Origin of the sequence: Streptomyces sedi, assembly GCF_006335015.1 — a bacterium.
Classification (GTDB): Bacteria; Actinomycetota; Actinomycetes; order Streptomycetales; family Streptomycetaceae; genus Streptomyces; species Streptomyces sedi.
In genome coordinates, this window is the sequence record NZ_VDGT01000016.1 from 52,469 (window position 1) to 70,941 (window position 18,473).

The following is an 18,473-nucleotide window of genomic DNA, read 5'->3' on the forward strand; positions in this document are numbered from 1 at the left end:
CGCTCACTCCCGCACCAGCGGCGCGCCGGCGTCGCGCCAGGCGACGACGCCGCCGGCCAGGCTGCGCACGTTGGTGTGCCCCATCCGGGTCAGCAGGGCGGCGAACCTGGCGGACTTCTCGCCGACCGGGCAGACCAGCAGCACGGGCCGTCCGCGGCCGAACGGCAGCCCGCCGTGCACCTGTTGCTCAAACAGCTCGTCGACGATGTTGATCGCCCCCTCGATGTGGAGCGCGGCGTAGGCGTGGGAGCCGCGCAGGTCGACGACCAGCGGCCGTTCCTCCTCGATCCAGCGGCGCGCCTCGGCCACCCCCTCGTCCCGCACGGCGGCCAGCTCGGCCTCGGTGACCGTGGCCAGGGCGTTGCGGTGGGGGGCGCGGCCGAGGAGTTCGGGGCGCCGGCGGCGGACATAGCCGAGATAGCTCTCCACCCGGTCGCAGGCGATGAAGACGGCGGTCGCGCGTTCGACGGGCTCCCCGCCCGCGCGCCGGGCGCGTTCCTCGTCCAGGGGGCGCAGATGGTGGACCGCGCCCCGGTAGGCGGCGCCGCTGGTGGGTCCGGCGAGCAGCCCGCAGCGGCGGTTGAGGTCGACCATGCCGTCGATGGCCTCGTCGGCGGTGACGGCCTCGATGGCGTCGTAGGTCTCCGGGTCGAAGAGGCCGACCTCGGCGACCTCGTCGAGGGTGCGGATGCCGGGTATGAAGTCGGACTTCGCGGCGACCAGCCCCAACACGCCGACGTCCGGGTCGTGTTCGCGCAGCACCCGGGCGACGCCCGAGGAGGAGCCTGCCGTGCCGACGCACGCGACGAACCAGTCGGGCGCCCGGCCCCCGAGGTCCTTGACGATCTCGGGCCCGGTGCCGGTGGCGTGCGCCTCGGTGTTGCGGGGGTTGAAGTACTGGTCGGTGTGGAGATGGCTGGCGCCGTCCTCGGTCAGCGCCCGGTGGAACTGGGTGAGCGGGTCGTCGGTGTCCGTCGGGTCCAGGCACTCGCCGCGCCCCGGCAGTTCCTCGATCTCCGCGCCGAGCAGCAGCAGCAGCTCGCGCAGCTCGGGCACCCGCATCCGGTTGGTGACGCTGCGGAAGCGCAGCCCGTGGAGGCCGGCGAGGACGGCGAGCGCCTTGGCCGTGTTGCCGCTGGACAGCTCCACCACCTGCGCGTCCCGCTCCACCGCGCCCGCCAGTTCGGGGCGCAGCATGTTCCAGGCGGCGCGGTCCTTGACGGAGCCGAACGGGTTGAGCATCTCCAGCTTGGCGTAGAGGTCGATGGTGCGCAGCCCGTGCACGGCGGGGTCGATGCGCACCAGCGGCGTGTTGCCGATGGCCTCGGTGATGTCGTCGTATCTCATGACTCTCCGCTCCTGCGCGTGGTGGTGGGCCAGTACCGCTCGTCCAGGGACCACCACCAGCCCCCGTCCGGTCGCCGGCCGGCGGCGACCTTGCGGGCGCCGGGCCGCATCTGCGCGTGGTGGGCGCGGAAGTCCATGCAGTAGCCGGCGGTGTTGGCGAAGGCGAGCAGGTCGCCCCGGTCGGGCAGGCGCGGCAGGAAGACCGTCCGGCGGGTCACCAGGTCGGACTCCAGACAGAGGTCGCCGACGAGATGGACGCCGACCGGCCCGCCGTCGTCGCCCCCCGACGGCTCCGCGGCGCCGGCGCGCGGCAGGAGGACCGGGTCGGTCAGCACGCCGTGCTCCTCCAGGCTGACGTCGCCGGCCGTCATCGCCAGCCGCACCAGCCATCTGCCGTCGCCGGTGGTCCGCACGTCCACGACCCGGGCCAGCGAGAGCCCGCACTGGTCGACCAGGGAGCGCCCCGGCTCCACCCACAGGTCGTACAGGTGCTCCAGCAGCAGCTCGGCGAGGGGCCGGCCGAGGCCGGGCGCCGGCGTGGACAGCAGCTCGTCGAGATAGCCGGGCCCGGCGACCGGCCGGTGCGCGGGGTAGAGGGTGAGCCTGCCGCGCACCGTGCCGCCCTCGTTCCGCAGCCCGTAGCCGTGGCCGCCCCAGGTCAGCGGCGGACGGCGGCCGAGCACCGCGTCGGTCAGCGCGGTGGTGTAGCGCTCCCACTGGCGGCCGTCGGCGAGGTAGCTCGCGCCGAAGCCGCCGCCGACGTCGACGACGCGCGGGTCCAGGCCGCGCGCCCTGGCCTCGTCCAGCGCGAGCACGCAGCTCTCCAGCGCCAGCGCCTTCTCCTCCAGGCTCGTGGTGTCCAGGTGGTAGGCGACGCCCAGCAGCTCCACGGCGTCGCGTTCCCGCACGCAGAGGTCGAGCAGCTCGCCGACGGCGCCGGCCGGGGTGCCGAAGCGGGTGCGGCGGCTCAGCAGCCGCACCCCCTCGGAGGCGAAGCCGGAGAGCCGGAGCAGGACCCGGGCCCGGGGCAGGCCCCGCTCCCGCACCAGGCGCACCAGGTCGGCCAGCTCGGCGGGCGCGTCCACGTGCACGGTCGCGCCCGTGCGGGCGGCCAGCCACAGGAAGTCGGGGTCCTTGGGGCCGGTGGCCACCACGCGGTCGGGGGCGAAGCCGGCACCCAGCGCGTGCGACAGCTCCGCCACGGAGGCGGCGTCCAGGCCGGCCTCGGTGTCGGCGAGCCGGCGGACCAGCGCGCTGGAGGCGTTGGCCTTGTGCGCGAAGCAGATCCGGCCCTGGAGCCGGTGGCGCCGGTAGACCGCGCGGAACGCCTCCACGTTCGACGCCACCACCTCGGGGAGGACCACGTTCAGCGGCGAGCCGAGCGCGTCGACCAGCCCGTGGAGCAGGTCGGGCTCGGCGAGCAGCGCGCGCAGCGGCGGCGCCAGCCGGGGTTCGAGGAAGAGCGGCTCCTCCGGGGCGGTCCCCGAGGCGCCCTCCGGGGCGGTCCTCGAGGCGGCGGAACCCACTAACCCCTGGTCCTGGGACAAGGGTGCACCCATGAACTGACAGTCCTCCCCACGCACAACGGCGGCAACGTCCCGTGGACGCGCCCGAGTTGCCCCCTCGGCAGCCCTGATAATCATTTCCAGCTCGGCACGATTCACGCCCCGCCCGTGCGGCCGAGGCGCGCCGACCCTCCGATGACGGCCACCGAGCGGTCACGTCGAGTGATTCCCCGGCCCGCGCGCTGTGATGCCAGACATAGGACGAAGGTCCCCTACGAGGCGGGGTAGCGGTGCGGCGCGCCCGGGCTCCGGCGGCGCGCGGGGGTCGGGGCGGCGGCGACTACGGGCCGGGGTCGTAGTGGGGGTCTTTGCCCGGCTCAGGGGGCCGCGCTAAGACTGGCCGTCGTCCGCAATCGCGGGATTTACCCCCACTTCCAACGAGGAACGACCACATTGTTCGCACACAGCACCCCTGGCCCCCGCTGGTCCCGGAACCGCAAGGTTTCGGTGGCCGGTGTCGTCGCCGCCGGCGCCGCGGCCATGGCCGTCTCGCTCGTACCGGGCAACGCGGCCGGCGACTCCCCCGAGACGCGCACCGCACCCGCGCCGACCGCCACCCCGACCGACTCCCCCGTGGCCTTCACGCTCGCCCAGGCCACGACCGACTCCGGCTCGCCGCGCGACGTCCTCGCCGGCCGGCCGTCCGTCCTGGACCTCCGCCCCGACGCCCAGCCCCGGAAGGCCACCGCCGCCGAGGACGCGGCGGACGCGGAGGAGGACGAGCAGCGTGAGGACGCGGAACCCGCGGCCGAGGACGAGGAGAAGAACGGCGACGACAACGGCGGCGACGAGGCCGCGAACGTCGCCGCGCCCGCCGAGGAGACCTACCCGGACAACCTCGACGGCTGGATACGCGAGGCCATGGACATCATGGACGACCACGACATCCCGGGCTCCTACGAGGGTATCCACCGCAACATCATCCGCGAGTCCAGCGGCGACCCGAACGCCATCAACAACTGGGACATCAACGCCCAGAACGGCGTGCCGTCCAAGGGCCTGCTCCAGGTGATCAAGCCCACCTTCGACGCCTACCACGTCGAGGGCACCGCCTACGACCAGTACGACCCGGTGGCCAACATCGTGGCGGCCTGCAACTACGCGGCCGACCGCTACGGGTCGATGGACAACGTCAACGGCGCCTACTGACCATCCCCCCGCCCGCCGCTCCCCCTCGGCGGGCACCCCGGCCCGGCCCGCCCCGCAACCGCGCGGGGCGGGCCGGGTCGCTTTCGCGCGGGGGCGGCCCGTTCAGCCGGTTCAGCCGGTGACGGAGTCACGCCCGGGGTGCGTGGGGGCGAGGAAGACGACGACGTCGGTCTCCTCCGAGGCGTGGGGCGGCGCCACCTCGACCCAGCCGAGACGGCGGTAGAAGGCGCGGGCCGGTTCTGCGACGAGATGGGTCAGCAGCCAGCAGCGGCCCATGGGCGCGTCCCGGGTCATGGCCGCCAGCAGCGCCCTGCCGACGCCCCGACCGCCCGCCGCCGGATCGACCGCCAGGTCGTTCACCTCACGGCCGCCGCACAGCAAAGCCCTGGTGCGCGCGGCTCCCAGTGTCGCGGCGGCCTTGCCGTAGGAACGGTCCTCGGGAAAGACCTCCGGTGTCGTCACCGCCGTCGCGAACCCCAGCACCCGCTCGCCGTCACGGGCCAGCGCGGCGACGAAGCCGGGCCTGCGCACCTCGTCCGGGAGGCGCCGCACGAACGCGTCGGCCCTCGACTCGTCCTCGTTCCACGGCGGCCCGGTGAACGCCGCGGCGTAGACCCGTCGCACCCCGGCGCGCCACCGCAGCAGTTCCGCCCCGTCGACCCGGAGCACGTTCAGACCGGTGCCGCCGTCGCCCCTCGCCTCCACCACTGCCCCCTCACGACGCGCCACGGTGCGGCGCGCCGTCCACCCAAGCACATCGCGTCGCATCTCTCGGGAACGCCCCCGGGGTCGCGCCCGACTACTAGGGCGAGGCGGTCGAACGTCGGCCGGTCCTCCGAACGGCAGGTGGTGCGTGATGGCGACAGCGCCGCGTACGCGGGAGCACGAGGGCGGGCCCGAGGGTGAGGCGCCCCCGGCGCGAGAGGAACGGCGGACGTCGGCGCGTCCGCTGGTGCTGCGGCTGCACTTCTACGCCGGGCTGCTGGTGGGTCCGTTCCTGCTGGTCGCGGCGTTCTCCGGGATGCTCTACGCCGCCTCGATCCAGATCGAGAAGTACGTCTACGACCATGAACTGAGCGTCCCCGTCGGCGAGGCCCATCTGCCGCTGGACGAGCAGATCGCCGCCGCCCGCGCCGAGTACCCCGAGGGGACACTCAACGGGGTGCGCCCGGCCGCCGAGCCGGGGGCGACGACGCGCGTCCTGCTGGACCAGCCGGATCTCGGGCCCAGCCACCGGCTGGCGGTCTTCGTGGACCCGTACACGGCGGAGGTCAGGGGCGACCTGGAGGCGTACGGCTCGTCCGGCGCGCTGCCGTTCCGCTGGTGGATCGACGAGCTGCACCGCAGTCTGCACCTGGGCGACTTCGGCCGGCACTACAGCGAACTGGCCGCCAGCTGGCTGGCCGTGATCGCGCTGGGCGGCGTGGTGCTGTGGATCGGCCGGCGGCGCACCCGCGGCCGGGTGCGGCGGACGCCGCTGCCCGCACGCGGACTCACCGGCAGGCGGCGGACGCTGAGGTGGCACGGCACGATCGGGCTGGGCGCCGCGCTCTTTCTCTGCTTTCTCTCCCTCACCGGGCTGACCTGGTCGCAGCACGCGGGCGCCAACATCACCGAGCTGCGCGAGCAGCTGTCCTGGCAGACGCCGGCCCCCGACACCTCGCCGCCTGGCGGCGGCGAGGGCGGCGGGCACTCCACCCACGGCGGACGGGCGGACGGCGAGAGGGACGACGACCACGCGGAGCACGGCGAACACGGCGAGCACGGCGAGCATTCGGAACACGAGGGGCACGAGGGGCACGAGGGGCACGGCGCCGAGGCCGGGGAGGACGGCGAGCCGGTCGTCACCGCGGGGCAGGCGCTGGAGAGCGCGCGGGGCGCGGGGCTGCGCGAACCCGTCGAGGTGGTCTACCCGACCGAGCCCGGCGGGGCCTTCGCCGTGAAGGAGATCCAGGCGGAGTGGCCCACCCAGGTCGACGCCGTCGCCGTCGACCCGACCAGCGGCGAGGTGACGGACACGGTGCGCTTCGGCGACTTCTCGGTCGCCGCCAAGCTGGCCCGCTGGGGCGTCGACGGGCACATGGGGCTGCTCTTCGGGCTGCCCAACCAGCTGCTGCTGATCGCGGTGGCGGGCGCGTTGATGACGCTGGTCGTGCTGGGCTACCGGATGTGGTGGCAACGGCGGCCCACCCGGGGCGGGTCGGCGTGGGGCCGCCCGCCGCGCCGTGGCGCGTGGCGGCGCGCGCCGTGGGCGGTGCTGGTGCCGCTGGTGGCGGGGGCGGCGCTGCTGGGGTGGTATCTGCCGCTGTTCGGGCTGTCGCTGCTGGCGTTCCTGGTGCTCGACGCCGTGCTGGGCGTGCTGCACCGGAGGCGGAACGCGCGGAGCTCCCCGCCCGCCGGGAAGGCGGAGCCGGCCGACGCCGAGGCGTGAGGGTCGCGGCTCCGCCCCCGCGGCTCAGAGCGGACGGAAGCGGATCGCGGTGCCTCCGCCGGCGACCAGGCGCAGCCTGAGCGTGGTGGAGGCCCGCACCGTCTCGGTGCGGATGTCGATCGGGAGGGGGTTCTCCCGCCAGGTCGTCTCGGCGGCGTCCTGGTAGATCTCGGCGGCGTAGCGGCCCCGGCCCAGGAAGCGCAGCGGCACCCGCAGCGTCCGGTCGTGCTCGTCGGTGATCGCCCCGAGGTACCAGAGGTCGCCCTTCCGGCGTGCGGCGACGGTGTGGTCGCCGATCTCGCAGTCCAGGAACCTGGTCTCGTCCCAACTGGCCGGCATGTCCGTGAGATAGGCGAACCCGGGGTGGGCGCGGTAGTTCTCCGGGGTGTCGGCCAGCATCTGGAGCGGGCTGAAGAAGACGGTGTAGAGGGCGAGTTGGGCGGCCGAGGTGGTCTGCACCCGGGTGCCGAGGCCGGCCGGGTCCCAGGTCACGTTCAGCACGCCGGGGGTGTAGTCGGCGGGGCCGCCCATGAAGCGGGTGAACGGCAGGATGGTGGCCTGCTCGGGCGGGTTGCCGTCCTTGCCCATGTAGTTGTGCTGTTCCATCCCGGCGACGCCCTCGCCGGTCATCATGTGCGGGTGGGTGCGGGCCAGCCCGGTCGGCTTGATGGCCTCGTGCGCGTTGATCATGATGCGGTGGCGGGCCGCCGCGTCGATGACGCGCTGGTAGTGGCGGACGGCCTCCTGGTCGTAGTGGCTGCGGTTGACCCCGCCCAGCTCGAACCTGGTGGCGTAGCCGGTCTTGATCGCGTCGATGCCCAGTTCGGCGTAGCGGCCGAAGATGGTGTCCAGGTGCTCCTCGTAGTAGTCGACGAAGCCGCGTGTCTCGTTGTGCGCGACGAAGCGGACGCCGTTGGCCTCGGCGTAGCGCAGCACCTCGGGCAGGTCGAAGTCGTCCCTCGGCGTGAGAAAGTCCTGGCCGGTCCATTCTCCACCGGCGTTGGTGTTCCAGCCCTCGGCCAGCACGTGGCTGGCGCCGGCCTCGCGGGCCAGGTCGATGTACTCCTTGACGCGCGCGGTGGTCGCGCCGTGGCGCGGCCCCTCGGTCCAGGTGGTGTCGCGACGCTGCAACTCCCACCAGACGCCGACATAGGTGCCCGCGGTGATCCAGGAGGTGTCGTCGAGCGCGCACGGCTCGTTGAGGTTCTCGATCAGGTGCGACTCGGCGAGGTCCCCCGCGCGGTCACCGATGGTCAGGGTGCGCCAGGGGGTGGAGAACGCGCCCTCCAGATGGGCCTTGTTGCCGTCGGGGAGGCTGATCAGCTCGCTGGCCAGGGCACCGGGCCGGTCGTCGCCGGTCGCCGCCAGGGTCATGCTCGGGTAGTCCACCAGCGCCGCCTCGTGCACCACCACGTGCGTGCCCCGGGCGGTGGCCAGCGTCAACGGGGTCTGGGCCGTGGCCACCTCGCCGAGCGGCGCGCGGCGGTAGTGGCGTTCGTCGGCGTTCCAGTCGGTGCCGGCCGCCAGCGACCAGCTGGTCGCGTCGGCGGGCAGCGCGAACTCGGTGCGTTCGGCGGTGACGGTGTAGCGGTCGAGCCCCTCCTGGGCGGGCAGCCGGTAGCGGAAGCCGACCCCGTCCTCGAAGACGCGGAAGACCACGTCAAGTCGGGTGCCGGTCGCGGGTTGGACGGTGCGCACCACGCACTCGCTGGCGTGGTTGCGCACGGTCGCGTCCGGGCCCCAGACGGGGCGCCAGGTCTCGTCCACGGTGGCGCGTTCGACGGATTCGATCTCCAACCCCTCGGTGAGGGAGGGGCGTTCGGCCAGGTCCAGGCCGAGCCCCGAGGAGGCGACCAGGGTCTCGCCCCGGCGCGTGACCTCGTAGCGCAGACGCCCGTCCACGAGGTGGACGGTCACCCGCAGGGGGCCGCGCGGCGCGCGGATCGTGACGCCACGGGAGGCGGCGCCCGCGCCGGCCGCGGCTGCGGCCGGGGCCGTGGCGACGGCCCCGACCAGCGCCGCCCCCACGGTGGCGCCCAGAACCGTACGGCGGTTCGGCTTGCTGTTCACTTCACGCTCCATTGCGAACAAGTCCAACACGGACGAACAGAACTGAGCACATCCTGTCGCCGTGGTCGCCCGCCTGACAATGGTCGTGCGTGACGGGGAGCAGACGAACAACCGGGCCGCGCCGAAGTGGCGGGCGGTCGCTCCCCGAAAACCCGCCCGGCGGGGCTACGCGCGGGAGCGGCCGACGTAGAGATCCCTCGCGTGGTAGAGGGTGTCCGTGGTCGGTCCCGAGGAGCCCGAGGAGCCCTCCATCTGGAGGTTGACGATGATCCACAGCGGCTGGTCGACGAAGCCGGCGCCCCGGTGCTGGCCCACCCAGTTGTCGTCCAGGTAGTAGTGGATGTCCACGTCGGTGGCGCTGACCTGGGCGATCCAGGCGCGGTAGCTGTGCCAGGCGCCGGGGTCGGCGACGTCGACAAGGGTGTTGGACCAGCCGCCGGAGGCGTTCCGGTAGGTGTTGAACCAGTTGCGGGCGTCCCCCTTGTACTCCAGGATGTCGCTCTCCGGCGGCCAGCTGTTGACGCCGGTCAGCCAGAACGCGGGCCAGGTGCCGGGGACGGACGGCGCCCGGAAGCTGCCCTTGACCTCCCACTCGGGGAACTGGGGGCCCACCACGACGTGTTGACGGGCGTGGATCGCGCCCGAGTGGTAGCGGATGGGCAGATGGGGGTCGGCCGAGCTGTTGCCCTCGTCCCAGTCGATGCGGGTGGCGCGCAGCGTCAACGTTCCCCCGTCGAGGGAGACATGGTTGTGGTCGGTGGGGCCGCCGTACATGCGGGCGGTGCCGTTGTGGTCCGAGCCCCAGGGGTAGAGGTAGTTCCAGGAGCTTTCCAGCGTCGCGTAGTCGGCGAACGAGTCGCCGATCACCGTCTCCCAGGCGGCGGGCCTGGCCGCGGCGGCCGGGCGCGGCCAGCCGACGGCTGCCGCGGCCAGGCCGGCGCCGCCGGCGGTGAGGAAGCGTCGTCGCGTGTGCGTCATGGCTCTTCGGCCTTTCCGTGCGTGCGGTGCGAAGGACGTGGGGTGGCGCACGATGCGCTGCGGCCGTTCCCTGGCCTCGGCACGGGGTGCCGGCTCCCACCGCCGGAGAACCACGACAGTCGCCCACACCATCACCCCGGGTCACGCCCTGGTCAACAGAAGGCGAGGAAACCTTCACGTTCGACAGACGTTCGACCGTCCGGCTGCCATCCGGCGTTCGACGGGCCGTCATACACCGAGAGTCGCCGCCCCGGGTCGAACGGTCGTCCTACGATGGGAGGATGACCTCCCGGGACGCCGTGACCACCGACCGCGCCGGGGCGCGGCGCACACCGTCGAGGGCCCTGGTGTGGGCCCGGCGGCTGGCGGTGCCGGCGCTGCTGCTGGCGGCGGCCAACCTGCGTCCCGCCGTCACCAGCCTCGGGCCGGTGCTGGAGGAGGCCAGGGCGGGGCTGGGCATGAGCGCCCCGGTCGCCGGGCTGCTGACCTCCATGCCGGCGGCCTGCTTCGCCCTCGTCGGGTTCGCCGCTCCCCCGCTGGCGCGGCGGCACGGCCCGGACCCGGTGGTGCTGCTGGGCATGGTGGTGCTGACGGCGGGCCTCGCACTGCGCCCGCTGGCCGGGAACGCGGGCACCTTCATCGCCCTCAGCACCCTGGCGCTGGCGGGGATCGCGCTGGTCAACGTGTTGATGCCTGTGGTGGTCAAGGAACGCTTCCCCGACCGGGTCGGCGCGATGACCGGCTACTACGCGATGGCGCTCAACCTGGGCGCCTCGACGGCGGCGGCCGTGACCGTTCCGCTGGCCGACCGGTTCGGCGACTGGCGGGTGGGGGTGGGCGCCTGGGCGCTGCTGGCGGGCGTCGCGGTGCTGCCCTGGCTGGCCCTGGCGCGCGCGGGGTCCGCGGCGCCGGCCGCAGCGCCCGTCGCCGGGCCCGGCCCCTCCGCCGCGGCCGGCGCCGCGCGGCTCACCAGGAACCCGACGGCCTGGGCGCTGGCGGTCTACTTCGGGCTCCAGGCGACCGCCGCCTATGTGGTGATCGGCTGGCTGCCGCAGGTCTTCCGGGACGCCGGGCTCTCCGCCGAGGCCGCGGGGCTGCTCTTCGCGCTCACCTCGGTGCTGGGCATCCCGCTCTCCTTCGCGCTGGGCGCGGTCGTCGGGCGGCTGCCCGGCGGGCAGGGCGGCATCGCGGTGGCGCTCGGCTTCTTCGGGCTCGCCGGGTACGCGGGGCTGTGGGCGGCGCCGGCGACGGTGCCGTGGCTGTGGGCGGGGCTGTTGGGCGTCTCCAACTGCGCGTTCCCGCTGGCCCTCACGATGATCGCGCTGCGCGGCAGGGACGGCGGGACCGTCGTCCGCCTCTCCGCGTTCGCCCAGGGCATGGGCTATCTGCTGTCGATCCCCGGCCCCCTGCTGGTCGGGGTGCTCTACGACGTGGACGGCGGGTGGCGGCTGCCGTTGGCCTTCCTGGCGCTGCTGATGGTGCCGCAGATGGCGGCGGGGGCGCTGGCCGGCCGCCAGCGGCAGATCGGCTGACCCAAGGGGCCGCGCCGTCCGCACGCGCCGTCCGCGCGCCGGCGCGGGCCCGGACGCGTCGACGACCTCGGCACACAGCTCGTTGACAGCGGGGTCGGCGGGTGACCCAACGGTGGAGGAGGGGCACAGTTCTCGCCAGACACTCCCTCACCTCCCCCCACCTCCGCGCGCGGCACCGTTTCGCCCCTCGAACGGGCGTTTTGTCCCGGCGGCCCCGGGGAAGCCGGAGCGGAGCAGAAGGGAGGGCTGGAGATGAGTGACGACGCCGCGATGGGCGACGAGGTCTACCAGCCGACCACGTCGGAGACCAGGGACGACCCCTACGAGCTGGACCTGGAGAACAGCCTCGACGGCTACGACGAGGACGCCACCCTCGACGAGGGCTACTCCCCGCCGGAGAAGCCCCTGGCCGTCGACGACCCGGGCACCACGGCGCGCGGCCAGCGCGAGGGGCCCAGCCTCGACCAGCGGCTGACCGAGGAGACGCCCGACGTCCAGCCCCGGGAGGGCGACGGCGTCGGCGACCTGCCGGGCAGCGAGGGCGAGCCGCTGGACCGCGACCAGGTCGGCGACGCACGCGCCGGCCGGCTGGTGCGGGCGAGCGACGAGGCGACGCTGCGGCCGGACCCGGTCGCGGCGGAGGACGAGGGGATCGACGGCGGCGCCGCGACCGCCGAGGAGGCGGCGATGCACCTGACGGAACCGGAAGGGGCGCCCGAGGAGTCTGGAGAGTGAGGAAGGCACCCGGCGCGTTACCCGATGATCCGGTTGTTTGGCAGTATGTCGCCTGGCCGCGTTCTCCACTGGCGGCCGTTCCCAAATCTCAACCGCTCATCGCCCTTTGGGGGGACATGTCCGACCAGAATCCCTACCAGCAGCCCAATCCGCAGCAGCCCCCGCCACCGCCGGGCGGCCAGCCCGGCTACGGCTACCCGCAGCAGCCGCCCGGCGGCTACGCGGGCGGCTACGGCGGCCAGCCCGGCTACGGCGCGGACCCCAACGCGCCCTACGGGTACGACCCCTACGGCCGCCCGTACTCCCACAAGTCCAAGATCGTCGCGGGTGTGCTCCAGATCCTGCTGGGCGGCGTCGGCGCCGGCCGCTGGTACACCGGGCACGCCGGCATGGCCATCGCGCAGCTGCTCACCTGCGGTGGCTTCGGCATCTGGGCGCTGATCGACGGCATCCTCTTCCTCGTCAAGGACGACCGCACCGACGGTGACGGCCGGATCCTGAAGAACTGACCTCCGTGGACCGCGCACGGCGGACCGAAGCGGTGGCGCGCGGGATCCCCCCCGCCGCGCCACCGCTCGCCGCGTTGGCCCTCGGCGTCCTCGGCGCCCTCTACCTGTGGCGCACCGACCCGTACGGGGGCGGCGGCCTCCTCCCCCGCTGCCCGGTCAACTGGGCCACCGGCCTGGACTGCCCCGCCTGCGGCGCGACCCGGATGTCCTACGACCTGCTGCACCTCGACCCGGCGGGGGCGTTCGCGGCCAACCCGGTGCTGCTGCTCCTGGGCGTTCCGCTGGCCCTCTTCCTCTCCTGGCGCTGGCTGGCCGCCGGGCTGCGCGGCGAACGGTACCGGCCCCGGTTCACGCCGGCGGCCACCGCCGTGGTGCTGGCCGTGGCCGGCGTCTGGATGGTGGCGCGCAACCTGCTGGGATGACCCGGCGGTGCCCCGGGCGCGACCGGGCGGGGCGGCGCGCGCGTGCCGTACTCGTTAGCATGGACGGCGCCATGCACGAGATCGCAGAGTTCCGCAGTCTGGTCGCCCTGGGCGACTCGTTCACCGAGGGCATGTCCGACGCCCTGCCCGACGGGGGCTACCGGGGCTGGGCCGACCTGTTGGCCCAGCGGCTCGGCGAGCAGCGCTCCGACTTCCGCTACGCCAACCTCGCGGTGCGCGGCAAGCTGATGCGCCAGATCGCCGAGGACCAGGTACCCGTCGCCGCCGCCATGGACGCCGATCTGGTCACCCTCGTCGGCGGCCTCAACGACGTGCTGCGCCCGCGCTGCGACATCGACGAGATCTGCGGGTTGCTGGACCAGGCGGCGGGGCGACTCGCGCCGAACTGCCGGCAGTTGGTGCTGATGCGCAGTCCCGGTCGGCAGGGGCCGGTGCTCGACCGCTACCGGGGCCGGATGGAGGCCCTCTTCGCCGCGATCGACGAGATCGCCGAGCGGCACGGCGCGCTCGTCGTCGACCTCTACGCGGCGAAGTCGCTCGGCGACCCCCGGATGTGGGCCGACGACCGGCTCCACCTGACCACCGAGGGGCACCGCAGGATCGCCGAGGCCGTCTGGGAACGGCTGGGCGGCGAGGCCGCGTTCGACTGGGACGAGCCGCTGCCGGCGACCGCGCCCGGCCGCTGGTACGCGCGGCGCGCGGCGGACGCGCGGTTCGCCAGGCAGTACCTGCTGCCGTGGATCGGCCGCCGGCTGACCGGGCGTTCCTCCGGCGACGGCCGCCCCGCCAAGCGCCCGGACCTGGCGCCCGTGGCCTGGGAGAAGGGGCCGTAGAATCCGGCCTTGTGACTGACAAGCCGCGCATTCCGAACGTCCTGGCCGGCCGCTACGCCTCGGTGGAGCTGGCCCGGCTCTGGTCCCCCGAGAACAAGATCGTGCTGGAGCGCCGGCTGTGGCTGGCGGTGCTGACGGCCCTGACCGACCTGGGCGTGGAGGTGCCGGCCGGCGCGGTCGACGACTACCGGCGGGTGCTGGAGTCGGTCGACCTCGCCTCCATCGCGGAGCGCGAGCGGGTCACCCGGCACGACGTGAAGGCGCGGATCGAGGAGTTCAACGCGCTCGCCGGGCACGAGCAGATCCACAAGGGCATGACCTCGCGCGACCTGACGGAGAACGTCGAGCAGTTGCAGCAGCGGCTCTCCCTGGAGCTGGTGCGGGACCGCACGGTGGCCCTGCTCGCCCGGCTCGGCCGGCTGGCGGGTGAGCACGCGGGGCTGGTGATGGCGGGGCGTTCGCACAACGTGCCGGCGCAGGCGACGACGTTGGGCAAGCGGTTCGCCACCGCCGCCGACGAGCTGCTGGTGGCCTTCGGCCGGCTGGAGGAGCTGCTGGCCCGCTACCCGCTGCGCGGGGTGAAGGGCCCGGTCGGCACCTCGCAGGACATGCTGGACCTGCTGGGCGGCGACGAGCACCGGCTCGCCGAGCTGGAGGGGCGGGTCGCCGGGCACCTCGGCTTCACCCAGGTCCTGGGCTCGGTCGGACAGGTCTACCCCCGTTCCCTGGACTACGAGGTGGTCAGCGCGCTGGTCCAACTCGCGGGCGCGCCCTCCTCGTTGGCCAAGACCATCCGGCTGATGGCCGGGCAGGAGCTGGTCACCGAGGGCTTCCAGCCCGGGCAGGTGGGCTCCTCGGCGATGCCGCACAAGATGAACACCCGCTCCTGCGAGCGGGTCAACGGACTCGCCGTGGTGCTGCGCGGCTATGCCTCGATGACCGGCGAGCTGGCGGGCGACCAGTGGAACGAGGGGGACGTCTCCTGCTCCGTGGTGCGCAGGGTGGCGCTTCCCGACGCGTTCTTCGCCTTCGACGGCCTGGTCGAGACGATGCTGACGGTGCTCGACGAGTTCGGGGTCTTCCCGCCGGTCGTCGCCCGCGAGTTGGACCGCTATCTGCCGTTCCTGGCCACCACCAAGGTGCTGATGGCCGCGGTGAGGGCCGGTGTCGGGCGGGAGAGCGCGCACGAGGCGATCAAGGAACACGCGGTGGCGTCCGCGCTGCGAATGCGGGAGGGTGCGGAGCGGAACGAACTGCTGGACCGGCTCGCGGCGGACGAACGCGTTCCGCTGGACCGGCCGGCGATCGAGGAGCTGATGGCCGACCGGCTCTCCTTCACGGGAGCCGCGCACGGCCAGGTGGCCGCCGTGGTGGCGCGAGTCGACGAGGTCGTCAAGCGCTACCCGGAGGCCGCCGGGTACGCCCCGGGCGCGATTCTCTGAGGTCGCGCGCGGGGCAGGGCCGGCAGGGGGGCGGCGGCACGGAGCGGGTCAGGCGGCGTGGCAGGGAGACACGGTGGGCCAACTCATGGGCGGCGACCCCTCGTTGCTGCGGAAGATCAACCAGGCGGCGGTGCTGCGCGCGCTGCGCGCGGCGGGCCGCGGCTGCTCGCTGACGGACCTCGCCGCCACCACGGGGCTGTCGCGGCCGACGGTCGAGGGCGTGCTGGACGGCCTGGCGTCGACCGGCCTGGTCGCCGAGGCGGAGGGCGACGGCGCGGAGGGCGCGCGGCGAGGCCGGCCGGCGCGGCGCTACCGGTTCCGCGCCGAGGCCGGACGGCTGCTGGGCGTGGAGGTCGGCAGCCGGCGGGTCACGGCGGTGCTGGCCGACCTCGCCGGCCGGCGGCAGGGCGAGGCGACCCGCGCCGTGGACACCGAGGCGCCGGCGGCGCAGCGGCTGGAGCGGCTCGCGCACACCGCCAGGGCACTCCTGGGCGACCTGGGCGTGACCGTCTCCGCGCTGCGCGCGGTCGGCGTGGGCACCCCGGGCATCATCGGCCAGGACGGCTCGGTCGCGCTGTGCACGGCGTTGCCCGGCTGGACCGGGCTCCCGCTGGGCGAGCGGCTGCGCGAGCTGTTCCGGGTGCCGGTGCTGGTGGAGAACGACGCCAACGCGGCGGTCCTCGGCGAGCGTTGGGTCGGCGCGGCGGCCGGGGCCGACGACGTGGTGATGGTGCTGGCCGGGCTGAGCCCCGGCGCGGGGTCGCTGATCGGCGGGCGGCTGCACCGGGGGCACGGGGGCGCGGCCGGCGAGATCGGGGCGCTCCATCTGCTGGGCCGGCAGGCCACGCCGGAACGGCTGCTGTCGACGGCCGGCACGCCCGTCGACCCGCTGGACGAGCGGGCCGTGACGCGGGTGCTGGCGGCGGCGCGGGCCGGCGACCCGCGCGCGGAGGACGCGGTGGCGCGGTTCGTTGAGCGGCTGACCCACGACGTGGCGGCGCTGGTGCTGGCGCTGGACCCGGAGCTGGTGGTGGTCGGCGGCTGGGCCGCCGGGCTGGAACGGGTGGTGGAGCCGCTGCACCGCGAGTTGGAACGCTACTGCCTGCGGGCGCCGCGCGTGGTGGCGTCCGCGCTGGGCGGCGGTGCGGTGGCGACGGGGGCGGTGCGGCTGGCCCTCGACCACCTGGAGGCGGAACTGTTCACGGTGACGGAGACCGGCTGAGCGCACGGAGGCGGCGGAGCGCCGACCACCCACCTCGCCGGTGCGGCACCGTAGTCGACCGCGCCCCGCCCACACGAGCCCGGGGGCGCGGGGAACTGCGCGAGAAACCCACCACCGGGGCAAAGACGACAACCCACCCAGCCACGAAGCTCCCTAGTCGACCAACCCCCGCCATCCATGCACCGCGCAGTTCCCCGCGCCCCCAAGCAGGCCGTCACCGGCCACAGGTGAACCCGCACCCAACCCACCACGCCAGCCCAAACCAGGGGCGCGGGGAACTGCGCGAGCAACCACACACCGGGCTCACGCCGACAACCCACCTCGCCGGTGCGGCACCGTAGTCGACTGCCACCCGCCACCCAGCATTCGCGCAGCTCCCCACGCCCCCAAACAAGCCGCCCACGGCAGTGCAGGGGCGCGGGGAACTGCGCGAGAAACCCACCACCGGGGCAAAGACGACAACCCACCCAGCCACGAAGCTCCGCAGTCGGCTACCACCCACCCCCCACCTCAGGGACGATGCCCCACCCGGACCGGCGCGGCAGCGCTCCCCGCGAGGGCGAACGTGAGGCGGCAGGTGTCCGCCCGGTACGTGGCGAGGGAGACCGCCGCGACCTGGCCGGCGGCCGTGTAGCGGGTGGTGACCAGCAGCACCGGGGAGCCCGGCAGCCGGTCCAGTCCCCTGGACTGCTCCGCGTCGGCCGAGCCCAACTCGACCGACCGGTCCTGCCCTTCCAGCGGCTGGTCGCGCAGCGCGGCCAGCACCTCGTCGGCGCCCGCGGCCGGGCGGGGCCCGGGCGGCGCGTAGAGCCGCTCGATCGCCACGGGCTGGCCGGCGGCGACCAGCACCCGCCCGACCAGCGACAGCGGCGTCCCGCGCGGCACGTCGAGCGCCCGCGCCACCGCCGGCGGCGCGCCCACCGCGGTCAGGCCGGTGACCGTCCAGGGGTCGTCCTCGGCGCCGGGCCAGGTCTGCCCGGCGGGGCTGACGTCGACGCCGACACGTGGCGGCGCGACCGTGGTGCCCACGCCGCGCCGTCGCTGGAGGCGGCCCTCCAGCTCCAGTTGGTCGAGGGCCTGCCGCAGGGTGGCGCGCGCGACCCCGAACCTGGCGGCCAGCGTGCGCTCGTCGGGCAGCACCTGCCCGACGCTGAACTCGGCGTCCAGGGCGTCGGTCAGCGCGGTCCTCAGCTGCCAGTACTTGGGTTCGGCCGGTGACGTGCCCGGCCGGGACGCGGTCCGTCCAGTGGTGGTCCCCACCCTCGCCTCCCCTGCCGCGCACCGGCCGGCGCCCCGCACGGGCGCCCGGGATCGTCGCGGAACGCGGTGATTATGAAAGGTTGTTGCGTAACTGGACTTTAGGGTCGCTCCCTGCCTTGGTCAAGACCAAGTCCCGCGCCTGTTCTACGCTGCGGGGATGACAAACGGGAAGCGGAACGAGGGGCGCGACGCGCCGGTCACCGTGGTGACGGGGGGCGGGCGCGGCATCGGCGCCGCGGTCGCGGTGCGGCTGGCGGAGGCGGGGCACGACGTGGCGATCGGCTGCCGGGCCGACATCGAGGCCGCCGAGGCGGTGGCGGCGCGGGTCGAGGCGGTGGGGCGGCGCGCGGTGGTGGTGTCCGGGGAGGTCAGCGAGGAGTCGGACGTGGAACGGCTGTTCGCGACGGCCGCCGAGTCGCTGGGGCCGGTGACCGGGCTGGTCAACAACGCGGCGATCACCGGGCCGCTGGGCCGGATCACGGAGACCCCGACCGAGGTGATGCGGCGGGTGACGGAGGTCAACGTGCTGGGTGCGCTGTGGTGCGCCCGCGCCGCCGCGTTGGCGATGTCGACGCGGCACGGCGGCGGGGGCGGCGCGATCGTCAACGTGTCGTCGGCCGCCGCCACGTTGGGCAGTCCCGGCGAGTACGTGCACTACGCGGCGAGCAAGGCGGCGCTGGACGCGTTGACCGTGGGGCTGGCCAAGGAGCTGGCGCCGGAGGGCGTGCGCGTCAACTCGGTGCAGCCGGGGTTGACGTTGACGGACATGCACGCCGCGATGGGCGACCCGGAGCGTCCGTGGCGCAAGGCGTCACAGATCCCGATGGGCCGGCCGGGCCGGCCGGAGGAGGTGGCGGGGGCGGTGGCCTGGCTGCTGTCGCCCGAGGCGAGCTACACGTCGGGCACGGTGCTGCGGGTCGCCGGGGGCATGTGAGGCGCCGGCACCGGGGCCCGGGG

The 18,473-nt window shown here is 74.4% G+C and carries 16 protein-coding genes; 10 read left to right on the forward strand and 6 right to left on the reverse strand.

All coding sequences use genetic code 11. The features are described 5' to 3' along the window. Positions 1-3: 3 nt before the first annotated feature. Positions 4-1,347, reverse strand: coding sequence for a pyridoxal-phosphate dependent enzyme (locus tag FH715_RS20055; protein ID WP_139647305.1), 1,344 nt, complete (start codon positions 1,345-1,347; stop codon positions 4-6). After that, on the reverse strand, positions 1,344-2,873 hold the full coding sequence (locus FH715_RS20060) for a Y4yA family PLP-dependent enzyme (RefSeq protein WP_246108855.1): 1,530 nt from the start codon (positions 2,871-2,873) through the stop codon (positions 1,344-1,346). Before FH715_RS20060 ends, FH715_RS20055 begins: the two co-directional genes overlap by 4 nt. Before the next feature lie 486 nt (positions 2,874-3,359). Here FH715_RS20060 and FH715_RS20065 point away from each other — a divergent pair, with 486 nt between their 5' ends. Next, a complete protein-coding gene (locus FH715_RS20065) occupies positions 3,360-4,061 on the forward strand; it encodes a transglycosylase SLT domain-containing protein (protein ID WP_246108856.1) in 702 nt (233 codons plus the stop codon). Positions 4,062-4,172: 111 nt separating this feature from the next. Here FH715_RS20065 and FH715_RS20070 read toward each other — a convergent pair whose 3' ends face one another. Next, the gene (locus tag FH715_RS20070; RefSeq protein WP_246108857.1) at positions 4,173-4,766 is read right to left on the reverse strand and encodes a GNAT family N-acetyltransferase; all 594 of its coding nucleotides are present in this window, start codon (positions 4,764-4,766) and stop codon (positions 4,173-4,175) included. 151 nt (positions 4,767-4,917) lie between these two features. On the opposite strand from FH715_RS20070, the gene FH715_RS20075 reads away from it, so the two are divergent. Then, on the forward strand, positions 4,918-6,492 hold the full coding sequence (locus FH715_RS20075; protein WP_139647313.1) for a PepSY-associated TM helix domain-containing protein: 1,575 nt from the start codon (positions 4,918-4,920) through the stop codon (positions 6,490-6,492). A 24-nt stretch (positions 6,493-6,516) separates the two neighbouring features. Here the strand turns inward: FH715_RS20075 and FH715_RS20080 are convergent, their stop codons facing one another. Beyond that, entirely contained in the window at positions 6,517-8,562 is a 2,046-nt protein-coding gene (locus FH715_RS20080; RefSeq protein WP_170184776.1) for a glycoside hydrolase family 97 protein, read from the reverse strand. Positions 8,563-8,727: 165 nt separating this feature from the next. After that, positions 8,728-9,540, reverse strand: coding sequence for a LamG domain-containing protein (locus tag FH715_RS20085; protein ID WP_139647317.1), 813 nt, complete (start codon positions 9,538-9,540; stop codon positions 8,728-8,730). Positions 9,541-9,821: 281 nt separating this feature from the next. Here FH715_RS20085 and FH715_RS20090 point away from each other — a divergent pair, with 281 nt between their 5' ends. From FH715_RS20090 to FH715_RS20120, 7 genes are all read left to right on the forward strand, one after another. Beyond that, on the forward strand, positions 9,822-11,072 hold the full coding sequence (locus FH715_RS20090) for an MFS transporter (protein ID WP_139647319.1): 1,251 nt from the start codon (positions 9,822-9,824) through the stop codon (positions 11,070-11,072). Positions 11,073-11,324: 252 nt separating this feature from the next. Beyond that, the gene (locus tag FH715_RS20095; protein WP_139647320.1) at positions 11,325-11,807 is read left to right on the forward strand and encodes a DUF5709 domain-containing protein; all 483 of its coding nucleotides are present in this window, start codon (positions 11,325-11,327) and stop codon (positions 11,805-11,807) included. Positions 11,808-11,923: 116 nt separating this feature from the next. Further along, a complete protein-coding gene (locus FH715_RS20100; RefSeq protein ID WP_139647322.1) occupies positions 11,924-12,316 on the forward strand; it encodes a TM2 domain-containing protein in 393 nt (130 codons plus the stop codon). A gap of 5 nt (positions 12,317-12,321) precedes the next feature. Continuing rightward, the gene (locus FH715_RS20105) at positions 12,322-12,738 is read left to right on the forward strand and encodes a DUF2752 domain-containing protein (protein ID WP_211367717.1); all 417 of its coding nucleotides are present in this window, start codon (positions 12,322-12,324) and stop codon (positions 12,736-12,738) included. Between the two features lie 71 nt (positions 12,739-12,809). After that, positions 12,810-13,592 (forward strand): SGNH/GDSL hydrolase family protein, encoded by a 783-nt coding sequence (locus FH715_RS20110; RefSeq protein WP_139647325.1) that lies wholly within the window; start codon positions 12,810-12,812, stop codon positions 13,590-13,592. An 11-nt stretch (positions 13,593-13,603) separates the two neighbouring features. Continuing rightward, positions 13,604-15,034, forward strand: a complete 1,431-nt coding sequence (gene purB / locus FH715_RS20115) for an adenylosuccinate lyase (protein ID WP_139647327.1) — start codon at positions 13,604-13,606, stop codon at positions 15,032-15,034. A gap of 73 nt (positions 15,035-15,107) precedes the next feature. Next, positions 15,108-16,256 (forward strand): ROK family protein, encoded by a 1,149-nt coding sequence (locus tag FH715_RS20120; protein WP_139647329.1) that lies wholly within the window; start codon positions 15,108-15,110, stop codon positions 16,254-16,256. 510 nt (positions 16,257-16,766) lie between these two features. On the opposite strand, the gene FH715_RS20125 is transcribed toward FH715_RS20120, so the two are convergent. Continuing rightward, the gene (locus FH715_RS20125; protein WP_139647331.1) at positions 16,767-17,516 is read right to left on the reverse strand and encodes a GntR family transcriptional regulator; all 750 of its coding nucleotides are present in this window, start codon (positions 17,514-17,516) and stop codon (positions 16,767-16,769) included. A gap of 157 nt (positions 17,517-17,673) precedes the next feature. Between FH715_RS20125 and FH715_RS20130 the strand changes: the two genes are divergently transcribed. Continuing rightward, complete coding sequence (locus FH715_RS20130; protein ID WP_139647333.1) at positions 17,674-18,450, forward strand: SDR family oxidoreductase; 777 nt, start codon at positions 17,674-17,676, stop codon at positions 18,448-18,450. Positions 18,451-18,473 lie beyond the last annotated feature (23 nt).